The following is a 16,050-nucleotide window of genomic DNA, read 5'->3' as shown; positions in this document are numbered from 1 at the left end:
ATGCCGCATGTGTGTATTTGAAACTCGTTGCGCGGTCGGCTAAGTCCGATTGGACAGCAAAAGGGGCAGCCATGTCGCGCATTCCGGGCCTTCTCACCGTTTTTCTTATCGGCCTTTCCGCCTGCGCCCCGACCGGGCCATCGGTCACCTCGGACGGTGTCTACCGGATCCGAGCCGATGATATAGCCGATGTACAGTACCGTATGCTCGACTCCGTCAATGCCCTGCGCACGGGCGCCGGCGTTGCGCCTGTCGCGCTCGATGCGCGGCTGACCGCGGCTGCGGAAACCCATGCGCAGGACATGTCGCGCCAGCAGCGTGCCTGGCCCTTCGGGTCCAACGGGTCCTCGCCCTATGACCGGGTTGCGCGGTCCGGCTATCAGGGCGCCCTGGTGGCCGAGATGTACGCGCAGACCTTCGAAACGGAACTCGACACGCTGGCGGCATGGGTCGATGACGGTGCCTGGGGCGACGAGATCCTGAACCCGGAAGCGACCGACATGGGCTTCGCGTGGCAGCAGGATTCGACGGGGCTGCTGTGGTGGGTGATCGTGCTTGGTAACGGTGACGCGGCATCTGCCGCGCCCGTGTTCTAGGCCCGCGCTGAGCCTTGGCGACGGGGCCGCTGCGGCCCCGACCCCCGTCAGGGCGTGATCATGATCGGCGTGCCGTCCCGCACCATAGCGTAGATCTGTTCCATCTCCTCATCGGTGACGGCGATGCAGCCGGCCGTCCAATCGCGCCCGTCGCCCGGGTTGCGCGACGCGCCGTGAATGAAGATGTCGCCGCCCGGCTCCACGCCCGCCGCGCGCGCTGCCGCGATGTCCGCCCGGTTCGGATACGAAATCCCGATCGACAGGTGGTAGGCGCTGTTGGGGTTCCGCCGGTCGATGAAATACAGCCCCTCCGGCGTGCGTCCGTCGCCGCTCTGGCGCTTGTGGCCCTCCGGGGTGAAGCCGAGATCGACGGTATACGACGCGACCACATCGGTCCCGCTGATGAGGTACAGCTTGCGACGCTCCTTGGCGACGTGAAGCTGGGTGATCTCGGGGCCGTCGTAGTTCAGGAACTTTGGATCGGCCGGACGACCGCAAGATGCCAGCCCGGCGAGGGACAGCATCAAAAGAAGCAAGGATAGGGCGCGCATTTTTCTGCTCTGGGTTTGGTTCACGCTGTGCAAGACGCTACGCCAAACCGGGCTTTGCGAAAAGCGCTATTGCGGCGGGCCTCGATCACCTTTCTGCAGAGTTGCCTCGATCTTGCGCAATCGATCCAGCACCTCGTCGCGGTAGCTTTCGGTCAGCGCGACCTCCTCGGCCGAATGCGCGGTCTGCATGGAGTTGACGATCAGGCCGACCAGCAGGTTCACCACCGCAAAGGTCGTGACCATGATGAAGGGCACGAAGAACAGCCAGGCCAGCGGGTAGACCTCCATTACCGGGCGCACGATGCCCATCGACCAGCTTTCCAGCGTCATGATCTGGAACAGCGAATAGGCCGACAGGCCCAGCGTGCCGAACCAGTCGGGAAAGGCGCCACCGAACAGCTTGGTCGCCATTACGCTCGCGATGTAGAAGATCAGCCCCATCAGAAGGAATACCGACCCCATGCCGGGCAGGGCGGTGATGAACCCCTCGACCACCCGGCGCAGCGCAGGGGCCACTGACACGACCCGCAGCAGCCGCAGGATGCGAAGCGCGCGCAGCACCGACAGGCCCTGGGCCGCGGGCAGCAGTGCGATGCCGACGATGGTGAAATCGAACAGGTTCCAGCCGTCGCGGAAGAATCGCCCGCCGCGCGCGTAAAGCTTCAGCGCGATTTCCAGCACGAACACGCCAAGGCACGCGCGGTCCAGCGCGGTCACCAGTGGGCCCGCCGCCGCCATCACCCGGCCGGATGTTTCCAGCCCCAGCACGACGGCATTGAACAGGATCACGGCAAGGATCGTGTTGCGCACCTTCGGGGTGTCCAGCCAGCGGTCCACCGCCTCGCGTCGTGTCATACGATGATCTCCTATTGCTGAGCCCTCCCGATCTAGGGACCGCGCTGGCGCGCGAAAAGACCGTAAATCAGTCCCGGCGGATCTGTGCCGCCAGTTCCACGTGCGGCGACCAGCGGAACTGGTCGATCACGTCGATCCAGTCGATCCGGTAGCCTGCGCGCACAAGCACGGCGGCATCGCGCGCGAAACTGGCCGGGCTGCAGCTGACCGCGGCGATGCGTGGCGGCCCGCCCGCGGCCAGTTCTGCGGTCTGCGCGGCGGCGCCTGCGCGCGGCGGGTCGATCACCGCGGCGTCGAACCCGGCCAGTTCGTCCGGCTGAAGGGGGCGGCGGAACAGGTCGCGCGTGCGCACGTGAACCGGCTTCAGCCCTTGCGCATGGCGCCAGCCGGCCTCCAGCGCGGCCAGCATCGCGCCGTCGCTCTCGATTGCCGTGACTTCGGCCCGCGCGGCCAGCGGCAGCGCGAAGGTGCCGCAACCGGCGAACAGGTCCACCACATTGCGGGCATCGCCCACCGCCTCGCGGACTGCGGTCAGCAGCGCGGATTCGCCCTGCGCGGTGGCCTGAAGAAATGCGCCGGGCGGCGGGACCACGCGCGCCGCGCCCATCACCAGCGCGGGTGCTGCCGGGGCGACCACGATCTCGCCGTCCCAGCTCAGCCGTGCGATGCCGCGCTGGGCCAGCGCAGACAGTGCGGGCAGCAGCGTCCGGTCCAGCGGTTTGCCACCGGCGGCGGCGATGTCCAGCCCGGCGGGCGTGTCGATCACGGTGAAGGTCATCTCGCCCTTGCGCGAGCCACCGGTGCGGGTGATCTCTTCCAGCAGGGGCAGGCCCGCGAGGATCGCCGGGGTCAGCACGCGGCAGCCATCCACCGCCGTCAGCGTGCCAGACGCGCGGCCGTGAAACCCGACGACGGCGCCCTTTTTGGTACGCCGCCCCGACAGCGCAGCGCGGCGCCTGGTGTTCGGCGGCGATGTCGCGATGCCCCGGATAGGCGCTTCCAGTCCCTGCGCGGCGAGAGCGGCACGCACCACACCCTGTTTCCAGTTCGCAACGAACCCGTCATCGGCATGGAGCAGCGCGCAGCCGCCGCACGCTGCGTAATGCGGGCAGGGCGGGCGCACCCGGTGGGCCGACGGGTGCACGATGCGCGGTGCGGCAATCCGGCCCGATGCGATCTCGCCCGCGACCGTCTCGCCGGGCAGCGTGCGCGCGGCATAGACCGGGCCGTCCGCCCCAGTCGCGATGCCGTCGCCCTGGTGGCCCAGCCGTTCTATCGTGATTTCGTTCATGCCCCGCCGTTACAATCCGGCGCGGGTGCGGGCAAGCCCGGCTATTCCGCGGCGGCGATGAACCCACCCGACTGCCGGTCCCAGTAGCGCGCGTAAAGCCCGCCGCGTGCCAGAAGCGCGTCATGGGTGCCCTGTTCGACGATCCGGCCCGCATCCATCACCACGATCCGGTCCATCCGCGCCAGCGTGCTCAGCCGATGCGCGATGGCCAGCACGGTCTTGCCTTCCATCACCCGCTCCAGCGCGGCCTGGATCGCGGCCTCTACCTCGCTGTCGAGCGCGCTGGTCGCTTCGTCCAGAACGAGGATCGGGGCGTCCTTCACGATGGCGCGCGCGAGCGCGATGCGCTGGCGCTGCCCGCCCGACAGCTTGACCCCGCGCTCGCCCAGATGCGCGTCATACCCGATGCGCCCGGCATGGTCCCGCAGCCCGGCGATGAAACCGTCCGCCTCGGCCTTGCGGGCGGCGGCCTGCAGGTCGGCATCAGTGGCGTCAGGGCGGCCGTAAAGGATGTTGTCGCGGGCCGAGCGGTTGAACATCGCGGTCTCTTGCGTGACCATGGCGATCTGGCGCCGCAGGCTTGCCTGCGTGACGTCCCGCACATCCTGCCCTCCGACCAGCACGCGGCCCTGTTCCACGTCGTGCAGGCGCAGCAGCAGGCTGACAAGCGTGGACTTGCCTGCGCCTGACGCCCCGACGATGCCCAGCTTCTCGCCCGCGCGGATGGTCAGGTCGATATGTTCCACCCCGCCGCTTTCGCGGCCATAGGCGAAGCCGGCGCCATCGAAACGGATATCCGCTGCGCCGGGGGCCAGCGGCACCGCGTCCGGCGCGTCGCGCAAGGTATGCGCCGGCGACAGGGTGCGCATCCCGTCCTCAACCTCGCCGAGGCTGGCATAGATGCTCATCAGCGTGAAGCTGACCCAGCCGGTCATCTGCGCGATTCGGATGGCGATTGCGCCGGTTGCGGCGATGTCGCCGGTGCTGGCGATCCCCGCCTGCCAGAACCACAACGTCGCGCCGACCAGCAACGCGGGCACCAGCCCTGCCACCGCCATCAGCCCGAAGCGGAAGAAGGTCGTCACATGGCCGAACTCCATCGCGCGGGCGCGGTATCTGCCCATGCTGTCCAGCGCCTTGTCATCCTCCAGCCCGTCATTGGCGAACAGCTTGACGGTCCGCATGTTCGACACGGTGTCCACCACCTGCCCTGACACGGCGGCGCGGGCACCGGCCCGGCCCGCCGCGCGGGACCGCACCTTGGGCAGCCAGGTGGCGATGAACCACAGGTAACCGGTCAGCCAGACCAGCAGCAGCGCGGCGATGCGCCAGTCGATCGTGGCCAGCATCACCACCGACGCCGCGATGGACGCCAGCGCGAAGACGATCGTGTTCAGCCCCTCGACCGTGATGTCCATGACAGCGCGGCTGGTCTGCATCTCCTTTTGCGCGATGCGGCCGGCGAAGTCGTTGTCGAAGAAGGTCACCGCCTGGCCCAGCGTCCAGCGATGCAGGCGCGACAGGGTCAGCGTGTTCACGTTCGGGCCGATCACCACGCTTTGCATGGCGGCGGACAGGCCCATGCTGACCGGGCGCAGCACGACGACGAGCGCAAGCATTCCCGCGAAAATCCAGCCATTGGCGCTGAACACCTGTTCCGGCCCCGAGGCCAGCGCAAGATCGACCACCTGCCCCAGCAGCAGCGCGATCACCACTTCCAGCGATCCGGTGACCACGGCGACAAGGCCGGCCAGGACCAGCATCGGCTCGGACCCGCGCAGGCACCAGCGCAGGAAGGGCCACAGCCGGTCGGGCGGCGGGCTGTCCGCGGCGGCGAACGGGTCGATCCGGCTGCCCAGCCAGGTCAGCCCGATGCGCCGCGCGGCGCGGTCGATGCCGGGCGGCGCCGTCATTCCGCCGCCGCCACGTCGTCGGTGCCGATGAAGCCGCCGGACTGGCGCGCCCAGAAGCCGGCGTACAGCCCGCCGCGCGCCAGCAGATCGGCATGGGGGCCATCCTCGGCGATGCGGCCGTCCTCCAGCACGAGGATGCGGTCCATCGCGGCGATGGTGGACAGTCGGTGGGCGATGGCGATCACCGTCTTGCCGTCCATCATGTCATAGAGCGTCGCCTGGATCTGCGCCTCTACCTCGCTGTCGAGCGCGCTGGTCGCCTCGTCCAGAACCAGGATGGGCGCGTCCTTCAGGATAACGCGGGCCAGCGACACGCGCTGGCGCTGCCCGCCGGACAGCTTCACCCCACGCTCGCCCACATGGGCGTCATAGCCGCGCCGCCCCTGCGGATCCGCGAGATCGAGGATGAAGTCATGCGCCTCGGCCCGCCGGGCGGCGGCGATCATCTCGGCTTCGGTGGCGTCGGGGCGGCCATAAAGGATGTTGTCGCGCACCGACCGGTGCATCAGCGACGCCTCTTGGCTGACCATGCCGATCTGTGCGCGCAGGCTGTCCTGCGTCACGCCCGCGATGTCCTGACCGTCGATCTCGATCCGCCCGTTCTCGGCTTCGTAGAAGCGCAGCAGCAGCTTCACGAGGGTGGACTTGCCCGCGCCGGAGCGCCCGACAAGCCCGATCTTCTCGCCCGGGCGCAGGGCGAAGCTCACGCGGTCCAGACCGCCCGCGCCGCGCCCGTAATGGTGCGACAGGTCGGTGACGGTGATCGCGCCGGCTGTCAGACGCAGCGGGGCCGCATCGGGCCGGTCCAGAAGGTCGATCGGCTGGGCGATTGTCTCCATCCCTTCCTTCACGACGCCGAGCGAACGGAAGAAGGTACTGACCGACCACATGATCCAGCCGGTCATCGCGTTCAGCCGCAGCGTCAGGGCGGTCGCGGCGGCGACCACGCCCACGCTGGCACCGCCCTGCATCCATAGCGCGATGGCCCAGCCGACAACGCCGACGATCAGCGCGCCGTTGAGCGCGGTCAGCCAGATGTCCATCAGCGTGAAGATGCGCATCTCGCGCGCGAAAGTCTGGCGGGTCGTCTCGATCGCCTCGCGGGCATACTCGATCTCGCGGTCGTGATGGGCGAACAGCTTCACCGACTGGATGTTGGAATAGCTGTCCACCACGCGACCGGTCGTCATGGACCGCGCGTCGCTGCTGGCCTGCGAGGCCGGGCCGACGCGCCGTATCGTCCAGCGCACCAGCGCGGCATAGGCTGCGAACCAGGCGATCAGGGGCAGCGCAAGGCGTGGGTCCGCTTCCGCCAGCAGGATCGCAGCGCCGATCATGTAGGCGACCGAGAAGGTCAGCGCGTCGAACACCTGGAACACAGCGTCGCCCGCGGCGGGCGGGGCCTGCATGATCCGGTTGGCGATGCGGCCGGCGAAATCGTTCTCGAACCAGCCGACGGACTGGCGCAGCACATGGCGGTGCGCGCGCCAGCGAAACAGCGTGCCGAAGTTCGGCAGGATGGCATTGTTCAGGATCAGGACGTCGAACGCCTGGATGGCAGGACGCAGCAGCAGCAGGAAGACCCCGGCGAGAACAAGTTCCGTCCCGTGCTCCTGCCAGACGGCTGCCGGGTCGAGGTCGGACAGCACGTCGACCAGCCGACCCATGTACCAGATCAATCCGACTTCGACCGCTGCCACGAGGATCGACATGACCCCGGCTACCGCGAAGACCGCGCGGAACGGGCGCGCATAGGCGCGCAGGAATGGCCACAGGCGCCGCGGCGGTACGTCCGTCTCGGGGTAGGGCACATAGGGATCGACGAGAGTTTCGAAGAAACGGAACACGGGGCTGAATGGTCCTGATGGGGCTCTGGACCACTACCTAACCCGAAACACCGCTTTGCCCAACCCGTGCGGCGGCCGCGCTGTGCGCCCGGGCGCGTCCGGCCCGTCGCGGATCAGGCCACCGCGCGTTTGCGGCGGCGCAGAAAGCCCAGCGCGCCAAGCCCGGCCCCCAGAAGGGGCAGCGCGGCGGGCACCGGAACGGCACTGGTCGGCGTGCCGAAGAACTGCACCTCGCTCACCATGATCCAGCCAATGCGGTGGTTGAAGGTCACATCGATCGTGTCGGTGACGAGCGAGCCAAGCACCATGGTGACAGAGAACGGCGCGCCATTCGCCGGGTCGGCCACGTTGAACGTGCCCGCACCCGCGACACCGATGGACTGAGGCGGCGCGACGCCGCCCGCACCGTTCGAATCGTCCACATGCGCGACGATGCCCGAGAAATCGTAGACCTGGTCGAAGCGGAAGGTCACTGTCGGGTTGGGCGCGCTGGTGTTCAACCAGCCCACATAGGGCAGGTTCGCGCCGCCGCCCGCGTTCCAGTTCTGCGTCGCGATCACCCCATCGGTCAAATCACCAAGCCCGCCGGTAAGTTGCGCGTAGCTCACAGCCGGATTGCCGGTCCCGCCGGTGTAGCTTTCGTCGCGATACACGAAGCTGCCGGTCCCGCCGTTGAGCATGTCATAGCTGACGGGGGTAACCTGCGCGGCCGAAGCGGTGGTGCCAGCCACTGCAAGCGCGGCGCAGGCGAGAAATGGAAGAACGAAACGAAGAGACATGGGACAACTCCGGAAATGTTTACTGAATACTTCCGCATTGTTTACCTTTCGTCAATGAGTGCCGAAAGTAGGGTTAACCACCGTCAAGCAATGCCGCGCGGTCCAGCGTGAAATCCGATGCGATCCAGCGGTTTTCAAGCCGTGCCAGTTCGCGGCCCAGCGCGCGGCCACTCAACGCGGGCGTGAGGTCGGCGGCTGTCACCGGAAAACGCGCCGCCGCCCCGCGTGCGATGGCCTGCGCCGCGTCGGCCGGCAGCGGGGCGCCCAGCAGGGCCGCCCGTACCAGCATCGCATCGCGGGCGTCCTGTGCGCCGTGGCGATAGGCCAGCTCGCCCGCGCCGGTCGCGCCGCGCGCCGCGTCCGACAGAAGCGCGATGCGGCGTGCCTGCGCACGGCTCAGGCGCAGCCGGGCCGCCGGATCCGCCCCGCCCAGAACGGCGAGCCGTCGTATCGGGTCCGGCGCCGCGTCTGCCTCCAGCAGCACCAGCGGGGCCAGCTCGTTCGAGGACGCGCCGGGCAGCAGTCGTGCCAGTATGCCGGTCTGCGCCATCGCGGCCACGGCGGGCGCTGGGTCAGGCGCGGCCAGAAGGCGCAGCATCTCGTGCCCGATCCGTTCGGCGGACACCCGCGCAAGCCCGTCCTGCCCTGCGGCGCAGGCGGCCAGCCCCTCGGCGTCGATCCCTCCCGCCGGATCGGCATACCAGGCATGGAAGCGGAAGAAGCGCAGGATGCGCAGATAATCCTCGGCGATGCGCGCGTCCGGCGTGCCGATGAACCGCAACCGTCCCGCGCGCAGGTCGGCCAACCCGCCCACCGGGTCGTGCAGCCGCCCGTCCGGCGCGGCATAGAGCGCGTTCATGGTGAAGTCGCGCCGGGCCGCATCGTCTTCCATCCGGTCCGAGAACGCGACCAGCGCGTGCCGCCCGTCGGTGATCACGTCGTGGCGGAAGGTCGTGACCTCGAACGGCACGTCCTGCGCGACGACGGTGATCGTGCCATGCGCCGCGCCGGTGGGGATCGCCCTCAGCCCGGCGGCCTGTGCCGCCTCGGTCGTCTGGTCCGGACGGGCGTCGGTGGCGATGTCCACGTCCGCCACCGGCCGGTCCATCAGCGTGTTGCGCACGCAGCCGCCCACAGCGAACACCGCGTGGCCCCGGTTTGTCAGCGCGCGGAACACCGCCCGCGTGGCCGGCGCGTCCAGCCAGTCTGCCGCGATGCGGGTCACGTGGCCATCCGGTCGGCCAGCCCGCGAAGGATGCGCGCGGTCGCGCCCCAGATGTAGTAGGGACCGAAGGGCACCGCGTAGTACTGCCGCCGTTGTCCGCGCCAGCGCCGCCCCTCGATCCGGAAGCGCGCGGGATCAAGCACGTGAAGCAACGGCACGCGGAACACCTCGGCCACCTCGCCGGCTTCGGGCACGGGCGCGAATGGGCCGGTGATCCGCGCCACGACCGGGGTCACGGTGAAGCCGGTGACGGTCTCGTGCGGTGGCAGGTGGCCAAGCACCCGCACCAGCGCCGGGGGCAGGCCGATCTCCTCGCGGGCCTCCCGCAAGGCGGTGCCGGTGGGGCCGTCGTCGCCGGGGTCCTGCTTGCCGCCGGGAAAGGCGATCTGGCCGGGGTGATGCTCCAGCCGCGAAGAGCGCTTGGTCAGCACCAGTTCGGGCGCCTGCTCCGGACCGATCACCCCGACCAGCACGGCGGCGGGGCGCAGTTTGCGGCCCTCGGGCAGGACCGTGCCGGGGTTCAGGTCGTAATCCGACGAGGGCCGCGCGGGCGCAGACAGCGCCGCGCGCAGCCTTGCCTCCAGCTCCGGGGCGGGATCAGGCCGCGCCGCCGTCATCCGTGCCCTCCGGCGGGCGCGTCGCCTCGAACCCCAGGGTGGCCGGGTCGAACTCGTAATGCGCGCCGCAGAACTGGCAGTCCGCGGTGACGATCCCGGCCTCGGTGGTCATGTGGGCGATGTCCTTGGCCGAATAGATCGACAGGCTCTCGCGCACCCGGTCGGCGCTGCAGGTGCAGCCGAAAGTCACCGGCTGCGGGTCGAAGACGCGCGGCGTTTCCTCGTGGAACAGACGCACCAGCAGGTCCGTGGGCTGAACATGCGGGCCGATCAGTTCCAGGTCTTCGACCGTGTCGAGCAGGATGTTGGCGCGGTCCCAGTTCTCGCTGCCCTCGTCATCCAGCAAGTCGTCCGCCACCAGCAGGCCGCCCTCGCCTGAGCCGCCCCGGTCCGGCGTCGGGATGGAGGACTTGGGCATCATCTGCAGCATCACCCCGCCGGCGCGCCACTGCTCGGGTGCGCCGGGCGCGCGCGCGCTGCCGAAGGACAGCGCGAATCGGGTGGGCAACTGCTCGGACTGGGCGAAGTAGGTCTGCGCGCAGGCCGACAGCGAAGACCCGGCGATCGGCGTGATCCCCTGGTAGGGCGTCGTGCCCTGGCCCTGATCCAGCAGGATCGCGAAATACCCCTTGCCGATCTGGTCGAAGGCGGGCCCGTCGGTCAGCTTGTCCGGATCGAAGCTGGCATAGGCGCGGATGCGGGCGGGCGCGCCGTCCTCGGTTGGACCATAGTAGTCGGTCGCGATCAGCCGCGCGCCGCCATCGCCCCGCACTTGCAGCGACAGCTTCCAGCGCAGCTTGATCGTCTGCCCGATCATCGCGGTCAGCAGCGCCATCTCGGCGACGAGGGCCTCTATCTGCGGCGGGTAGTCGTGCTGGGCCAGGATGCGGTCCAGCACCCCGTCCAGTCGGGCGACCCGCCCGCGAATATCGCTCCGGTCAAGCTGGAATGGCAGGACGGTGTCGTCCCAGGCTATCATCGATCCAAGTGTCATGGGGTTCCCTTCGCCCGCTTGGTTGGGCATACCGCGCCAATATAGGGTCCACAACCTCAGGTCCAACCGATGCGCCGATACGGAACCCCGCCGCTTGCCGGACAGCGCTACACGCCGCGCCCCGGGGTCTACGCGATCCTGCTGCGGGCCGGGCGTGTGCTGCTGACCCATCAGCAGGAGCCCTGGCCCGAACACCAGTTGCCCGGCGGTGGCATCGACCCGGGCGAGAATCCGCTGCATGCGCTGCATCGCGAGGTGTTCGAAGAAACCGGGTGGCGTATCGGCGCGGCCCGCCGGGTGCAGGTCCACCGGCGCTTCACCTACATGCCCGAATACGACCTCTGGGCCGAGAAGATCTGTACGATCTATCTCGCGCGCCCGGCGCTGCGGCTCGGCCCGCCATTGGAAACGGGCCACTCCGAGGTCTGGGTGCCCGCGGCGGCGGCGGCCGATCTGGTGGCCAGCCCCGGCGACCGCGCAGCGCTGATACAGGTGCTCGGCGCGGCCTGACGCCCCTGCACAGGCCCGCCCCGCCCGCCAAGCGCGCACCAAGCGTCCGGTCGGCGCCCGTCCCCATGCCGGGGCCCCGAACCATGACCGTGCCTTACCCACCGCACCCCAAGCCCGTCGCAGCCGCCGGGCCGCGAAAATCTTGGGCCAATACATTTGGTACTTGGGGGCGTCCTTCGTGACTTCCAGTGGACTATCGCGCAATCGGCCCATCCCGAAGAACGGCGCGCGTGCGCCTATGAACATTTCCCCAAGCAATGCGTCTTGCATAAAAGCAGATCGAGAACATTGAAAAAGCGAGCAAGCTCATGGCGTTACATGCAACCAGCGAAGCGCTTTGGACACAAGGGCTGCATCATCTGACCCTGGTCGGCGCCGGGCGCGACGTGTCCATCGATTTCTGGAGCGGTTTGCTGGGGATGCCCCTCGTCCACGAAGAGCCGAATGAAGACAACCCCGCCGAATCGCATCTGCATTTCGATCCGGGCGATAGTCGGATGATCACGATTTTCGCCAACGAGGATCGCGAACGCAACAGCGCGCGAACCTCTACCGAAACCGGGGCCGTGCACCACATTGCCTTGTCGGTCAGCGCGGAAAGCTTGGCGAAAATCGAGGCGCGGCTCGATGAGCGCGGCATCGCCCATTCCGGGCGCAGGCATCGCGGCTTCACCGAGTCGATCTATTTCGAGGATCCGCTTGGAATGCTGATCGAACTGGCCCGCTACAGTTTCGCGGTTCCCGATGGCTACACCGTGGCGGACGTGATGATCGCTGCGCATCATGTCCGTGCATCCGAAGGCGCGCGCAGCATCGAACCGGCTCATGTAACCGCCGCGGTCAACCGGCTCTCCGCGCAATGGACAGAATTGCCTGCCGCGCTATGGAACGACCGCCTTGAAGCGCGTGTTGCCGGGTTGGGTCCGGCGACACGATGAACCGGCGCCGCAAGGAACAAAGCCCGAATTCAGGCAGGCTGCGGCTGGTGTCGGACCGGTCCGGCAGCGCGGATGCGCAACCGAAGCTTCCGCCTCCGCGGATCGTCCCGGTCGCCGCCCAGCGCGAGATCGCCTTTCCGCCCCTTGGCTTGCGGCAGATCTTTGGCGGTGACGCGCTCCCGGCGAACATGTCGCTGTTTCATGTCGTGATTCCGCCCCGGTCGGGCGCTGCCCCTCCCCATCGCCACGACAACGAGGACGAAGTCTGCCACGTTCTTGACGGAACCGTGCATTTCCTGCTGGGCGAGAGGGTGGAGGCGGCCGGGCCGGGTGACACGGTGTTGCTGCCCCGCGGTGAGTGGCATGCCAATTGGAACGAGGGCGACGTACCGGTGCGGTGCCTCGTGCTCCTCTCGCAGCATACCCGGTACGAGCATTTCTTCGACGCTGCTGCCCGGTGGGCGCGCTCGGACAGTTCGGGTGATGCGGCTGCGCGGATGCGCCTGCTTGCCGAGACGGCGGCCGAGTATGGCGTGAAGGTGGATCTTGCGCGCCTGCCTGTCCGCGCGGCGCCCTTCTTCGGCCTGGCCTGATCCGCCGCGGCCCGAAGCATTGCGCCCCTGCGCGCTGACCAAAGCCGCCGTCGCACCGGTATGCCGGGCGGTGTGCGCTGTGTCCTGTAAACCCGCTGCGACAGGCGCCATTCTCACAAGTGGCCGGCAAAGGCCGGGTCTTGCCGGTACCTTGCCACGGCGCCCGCTCGCAGCGATGCGAGGGGCTTGGCCGACCCGTGCCGCTGCGGCAGCCCCATGGGCCAGGCGCAGCGGCCGTCCGGCCCCCCCCGCTATTGCTGCATCCCGGTTGTCCGATTCCTCCCGTGTCAAAGCTCGGCGCTGGGCGGGCCACCATACTCGAACAGCACTGCCGACAGATCGTCGGGAAACCCGTCGCTGCCGTGGAAGTCGGTGAGGTCCCAGACCATTGCTTCCAGCAGCGCCGGGCCCCGCGTATCCCGGTGCCGCTGCATCATCGCGGCCAGCCCGTCCTCGTCCAGCAGCGCGCCTGACGGTGCGGGACATTCGGTCAGACCGTCAGAGCACAGCAGCAGCCGGTCACCGGGATCCAGCCGCAGCTTCACCCGCTCGTAGCGCGCGCCGTCGATCAGCCCCACCGGCAAGCCGCCATCGCCATGGAATTCCACCGCGCCGCCAAGCCGCTGCACTGCGGGGTGCGGATGGCCGGCCTGCGTCAGTTGCACCTCGCCGCTGGTCAGGTCCACGATCGCGAAGGCGATGGTGAAATAGTGCTCCGTCTCGATCACGCTCGTCATCAACTCGTTGAACCGGGTGACAACGACATCGGTGGGCAGCACACGATAAAACTCCGCCGCGGTGTGGCGCAGCGCGATGTTGTATTCCGGCGAGGCCGTGTTCAGGTGCCCGGCCAGCCGCGCCGTCATCAGCGCGGATGTGATGCCGTGCCCCGACACGTCGATGGAATAGAGCGCGACCTGCGTCTGGCTTGCGCGGAAGAAGCCGACCAGATCGCCACCCACATGCCCGCTGGACCGCAGCAGCAGCGACACCTGACCTGTGCCGAAGTCGTGGAAACGGTCCCGCACCAGCGCGTCCTGAAGTTTGCGCGCCTCGCGCAGGTCGCTGTCCACCAGGTCGTAAAGGCGCTGCAACTCCGTCAGCGTGTCCTCCACCAGCCGGTTCTTGGCAGTCAGTTCGGCCTGCATGTCGAGGATGCGCTTGCCGGCCTTCAGGCGGGCGCGCAGCTCCTCGCCGCTGACGGGCTTGGTCAGGAAGTCATCGGCCCCCATCTCCAGCCCTTCGGTGATCTCAGCCTGTTCGTTCTTCGATGTCAGCAGGATGAAATAGACATAGTCGCCACCCTCGCGGGCCCGCAGCGCGCGGCACAGCTCCGGCCCGCTCATGCCCGGCATCATCCAGTCGCTCAGGACCAGCCGCAGATCGTGCGCCTGCGCCAGTTCCAGCGCCACCTCCGCACAGTCGGCCTCCATCACGTCATAGCCGCTGCGCCGCAACGTGGCGGCCAGCACCATGCGCTGGGCACGGCTGTCGTCCACCACCAGGATGCGCTGGTCCAGCGGGGCCGTGCGCGTGGAAGGGGGCGGCGCGGCCGGTTTTGCGATGCTCTGCATGTCCTGTCGTTCCCAAGCTACAGGGTTCAGCAGTGGCACGCCGCGGTTAATGCGCGGTGAAAGCTAAAATCGCCTTGTATTTGCTAATCGAAGCTTAATCCGGGGCTGCTAGCTGATCCCCGAGGCTCGCCGGAAATGGCGAAGGAAGAGGTGACATGAACTGGGACAGGGTACACGAATTGCGATCGGAAGTCGGGGACGATGCCTTCGACGAGGTGGTCGCGCTGTTTCTCGAGGAAACCGATTGCATGGCGGGCCGTCTTGCCGCGCGCGTGGACCCGGCCACGCTGGGGGGCGATCTGCATTTCATGAAGGGCGCGGCGCTGAACCTGGGGTTCGATGAACTGGCCGCCGCCTGTGCCGCCGCCGAAAGCGCGTTGCGCGGCGCGGGGGCAGGCGCGGTGGACCTTCACGCGCTGCTGGAGGCCTATGCAAGCTCGCGCCGCGAATTGCTGGCCGATACGCCCCGCGCGATGACCGGCTAGACGAGGAATTCGGCCAGCGTGGGGTTGTGCGTGATGTCCTGATAGACGAAGCCGCGCGCATCCAGCCGCCCGAAAAGATGCTGAAAATTCGATGCATCGTCGGTCTCGATCCCGATCAGCACCGACCCGAAGTTGCGCGCCGATTTCTTCAGATACTCGAACCGCGCGATGTCGTCCTTCGGCCCCAGCATCTCGAGGAAATCGCGCAGCGCGCCGGGGCGTTGCGGCAGGCGCAGGATGAAGTACTTCTTCAGCCCCGAATAGCGTTGCGCCCGTTCCTTCACCTCCGGCAGACGCTCGAAGTCGAAATTCCCGCCCGAGGTGACGCAGACCACCGTCTTGCCCGCGATCTCGCCCGCCAGCGCGGGCAGCACGTCCACCGCCAGCGCGCCCGCGGGTTCCAGCACGATGCCCTCGATGTTGAGCATCTCCAGAAGCGTGACGCAGATCCGGTCCTCGGGCGCGACCAGCACGTGATGCGGATCGGTCCCGACCAGTGCGGCGAAGGTCCGCGCGCCGATCCGCGCCACCGATGCGCCGTCCACGAAATTGTCCACCCGCGCCAGCGTCTCGGGCGCGCCCGCGCGCAGCGCCGCGGTCAGGCTCGCGCCGCCCTCCGGCTCAACCAGCCGCAAGGCCACTTCGGGCGCAACTTCGGAAAGGTAACGCCGCGCGCCCGCCGACAGCCCGCCCCCGCCCACCGGCAGGATCACCATGTCGGGCGCGCGCCCCAACTGGTCCAGCAATTCCACCGACACCGACGCCTGCCCCTCGATCACGTCGTCGTCGTCGAACGGGGCCAGGAAATGCCCGCCCACCTCGGCGCAATAGCCCTGCGCGGCGGCCAGCGTTTCGTCGAAATAGTCGCCCGTCAGCCGCACTTCGATCGCGTCACCGCCGAAGGTCCGGGTCTTGTGGATCTTCTGCTGCGGCGTGGTGATCGGCATGAAGATCGTGCCGCGCACCCCGAAATGGCGGCAGGCATAGGCAACCCCCTGCGCGTGGTTGCCGGCACTCGCACAGACGAACTGGACCTGATCGGGGTCGGCCGCGCGCACCTTGCGCATCGCGTTGAACGCGCCCCGGATCTTGTAGGAGCGGACCGGAGACAGGTCCTCGCGCTTGAGCCAGATCTCCGCGCCGAACTTCTCCGACAGGAAATCGTTGCGCGCGCAGGGCGTGGGCGGGAACACCGCGCGCATCCGGGCGGTCGCGGCAAGGGCGGCATCGGCAAAGCTGGTCATGCGCGATTAGTGGGCGAGACGCCCGCCCTTGGCAAGGG

The 16,050-nt window shown here is 68.3% G+C and carries 16 protein-coding genes; 5 read left to right on the top strand and 11 right to left on the bottom strand.

The window, feature by feature from the left end; genetic code table 11:
• Nucleotides 1-71 precede the first annotated feature (71 nt).
• Nucleotides 72-596, top strand: a complete 525-nt coding sequence (locus DKT77_RS12935) for a CAP domain-containing protein (RefSeq protein WP_109812123.1) — start codon at nt 72-74, stop codon at nt 594-596.
• Between the two features lie 47 nt (nt 597-643).
• Here DKT77_RS12935 and DKT77_RS12930 read toward each other — a convergent pair whose 3' ends face one another.
• The 9 genes from DKT77_RS12930 to hslO form a co-directional block, all read right to left on the bottom strand.
• Nucleotides 644-1,147, bottom strand: a complete 504-nt coding sequence (locus tag DKT77_RS12930; RefSeq protein WP_109812122.1) for a L,D-transpeptidase family protein — start codon at nt 1,145-1,147, stop codon at nt 644-646.
• A 66-nt stretch (nt 1,148-1,213) separates the two neighbouring features.
• The gene (locus tag DKT77_RS12925) at nt 1,214-2,002 is read right to left on the bottom strand and encodes an ion transporter (RefSeq protein ID WP_109812121.1); all 789 of its coding nucleotides are present in this window, start codon (nt 2,000-2,002) and stop codon (nt 1,214-1,216) included.
• A 67-nt stretch (nt 2,003-2,069) separates the two neighbouring features.
• Nucleotides 2,070-3,293 (bottom strand): class I SAM-dependent RNA methyltransferase, encoded by a 1,224-nt coding sequence (locus tag DKT77_RS12920; RefSeq protein ID WP_109812120.1) that lies wholly within the window; start codon nt 3,291-3,293, stop codon nt 2,070-2,072.
• A 41-nt stretch (nt 3,294-3,334) separates the two neighbouring features.
• Complete coding sequence (locus DKT77_RS12915; protein ID WP_109812119.1) at nt 3,335-5,206, bottom strand: ABC transporter ATP-binding protein; 1,872 nt, start codon at nt 5,204-5,206, stop codon at nt 3,335-3,337.
• Entirely contained in the window at nt 5,203-7,053 is a 1,851-nt protein-coding gene (locus tag DKT77_RS12910) for an ABC transporter ATP-binding protein (protein WP_109812118.1), read from the bottom strand. Before DKT77_RS12910 ends, DKT77_RS12915 begins: the two co-directional genes overlap by 4 nt.
• A 113-nt stretch (nt 7,054-7,166) precedes the next feature.
• Nucleotides 7,167-7,832: a VPLPA-CTERM sorting domain-containing protein gene (locus DKT77_RS12905; protein WP_109812117.1), complete on the bottom strand. Its 666-nt coding sequence runs from the start codon at nt 7,830-7,832 to the stop codon at nt 7,167-7,169.
• Nucleotides 7,833-7,905: 73 nt separating this feature from the next.
• A complete protein-coding gene (locus DKT77_RS12900; RefSeq protein WP_109812116.1) occupies nt 7,906-9,057 on the bottom strand; it encodes a CCA tRNA nucleotidyltransferase in 1,152 nt (383 codons plus the stop codon).
• Nucleotides 9,054-9,674, bottom strand: coding sequence for a CoA pyrophosphatase (locus DKT77_RS12895; RefSeq protein ID WP_109812115.1), 621 nt, complete (start codon nt 9,672-9,674; stop codon nt 9,054-9,056). The genes DKT77_RS12900 and DKT77_RS12895 overlap by 4 nt, the downstream gene beginning before the upstream one ends.
• The gene (gene hslO, locus DKT77_RS12890; RefSeq protein ID WP_109812114.1) at nt 9,655-10,668 is read right to left on the bottom strand and encodes an Hsp33 family molecular chaperone HslO; all 1,014 of its coding nucleotides are present in this window, start codon (nt 10,666-10,668) and stop codon (nt 9,655-9,657) included. Before hslO ends, DKT77_RS12895 begins: the two co-directional genes overlap by 20 nt.
• 69 nt (nt 10,669-10,737) lie before the next feature.
• Here hslO and DKT77_RS12885 point away from each other — a divergent pair, with 69 nt between their 5' ends.
• From DKT77_RS12885 to DKT77_RS12875, 3 genes are all read left to right on the top strand, one after another.
• Nucleotides 10,738-11,178 (top strand): NUDIX domain-containing protein, encoded by a 441-nt coding sequence (locus DKT77_RS12885; protein WP_109812113.1) that lies wholly within the window; start codon nt 10,738-10,740, stop codon nt 11,176-11,178.
• A gap of 308 nt (nt 11,179-11,486) precedes the next feature.
• Nucleotides 11,487-12,116 carry a VOC family protein gene (locus DKT77_RS12880; RefSeq protein WP_109812112.1) on the top strand — a complete coding sequence of 210 codons (630 nt, stop codon included), beginning with the start codon at nt 11,487-11,489 and terminating at the stop codon, nt 12,114-12,116.
• Nucleotides 12,113-12,709: a cupin domain-containing protein gene (locus DKT77_RS12875; RefSeq protein WP_109812111.1), complete on the top strand. Its 597-nt coding sequence runs from the start codon at nt 12,113-12,115 to the stop codon at nt 12,707-12,709. Before DKT77_RS12880 ends, DKT77_RS12875 begins: the two co-directional genes overlap by 4 nt.
• 287 nt (nt 12,710-12,996) lie before the next feature.
• On the opposite strand, the gene DKT77_RS12870 is transcribed toward DKT77_RS12875, so the two are convergent.
• Nucleotides 12,997-14,283 (bottom strand): PP2C family protein-serine/threonine phosphatase, encoded by a 1,287-nt coding sequence (locus tag DKT77_RS12870; RefSeq protein WP_109812110.1) that lies wholly within the window; start codon nt 14,281-14,283, stop codon nt 12,997-12,999.
• A gap of 155 nt (nt 14,284-14,438) precedes the next feature.
• On the opposite strand from DKT77_RS12870, the gene DKT77_RS12865 reads away from it, so the two are divergent.
• Nucleotides 14,439-14,768, top strand: coding sequence for an Hpt domain-containing protein (locus tag DKT77_RS12865; protein ID WP_109812109.1), 330 nt, complete (start codon nt 14,439-14,441; stop codon nt 14,766-14,768).
• On the opposite strand, the gene ilvA is transcribed toward DKT77_RS12865, so the two are convergent.
• On the bottom strand, nt 14,765-16,012 hold the full coding sequence (gene ilvA / locus DKT77_RS12860) for a threonine ammonia-lyase IlvA (protein ID WP_109812108.1): 1,248 nt from the start codon (nt 16,010-16,012) through the stop codon (nt 14,765-14,767). The two genes, DKT77_RS12865 and ilvA, sit on opposite strands and share 4 nt — an antisense overlap.
• Nucleotides 16,013-16,050 lie beyond the last annotated feature (38 nt).

This window comes from Meridianimarinicoccus roseus (assembly GCF_003172915.1).
Classification (GTDB): Bacteria; Pseudomonadota; Alphaproteobacteria; order Rhodobacterales; family Rhodobacteraceae; genus Meridianimarinicoccus; species Meridianimarinicoccus roseus.
This window is presented reverse-complemented; position numbering and strand designations above follow the sequence as displayed.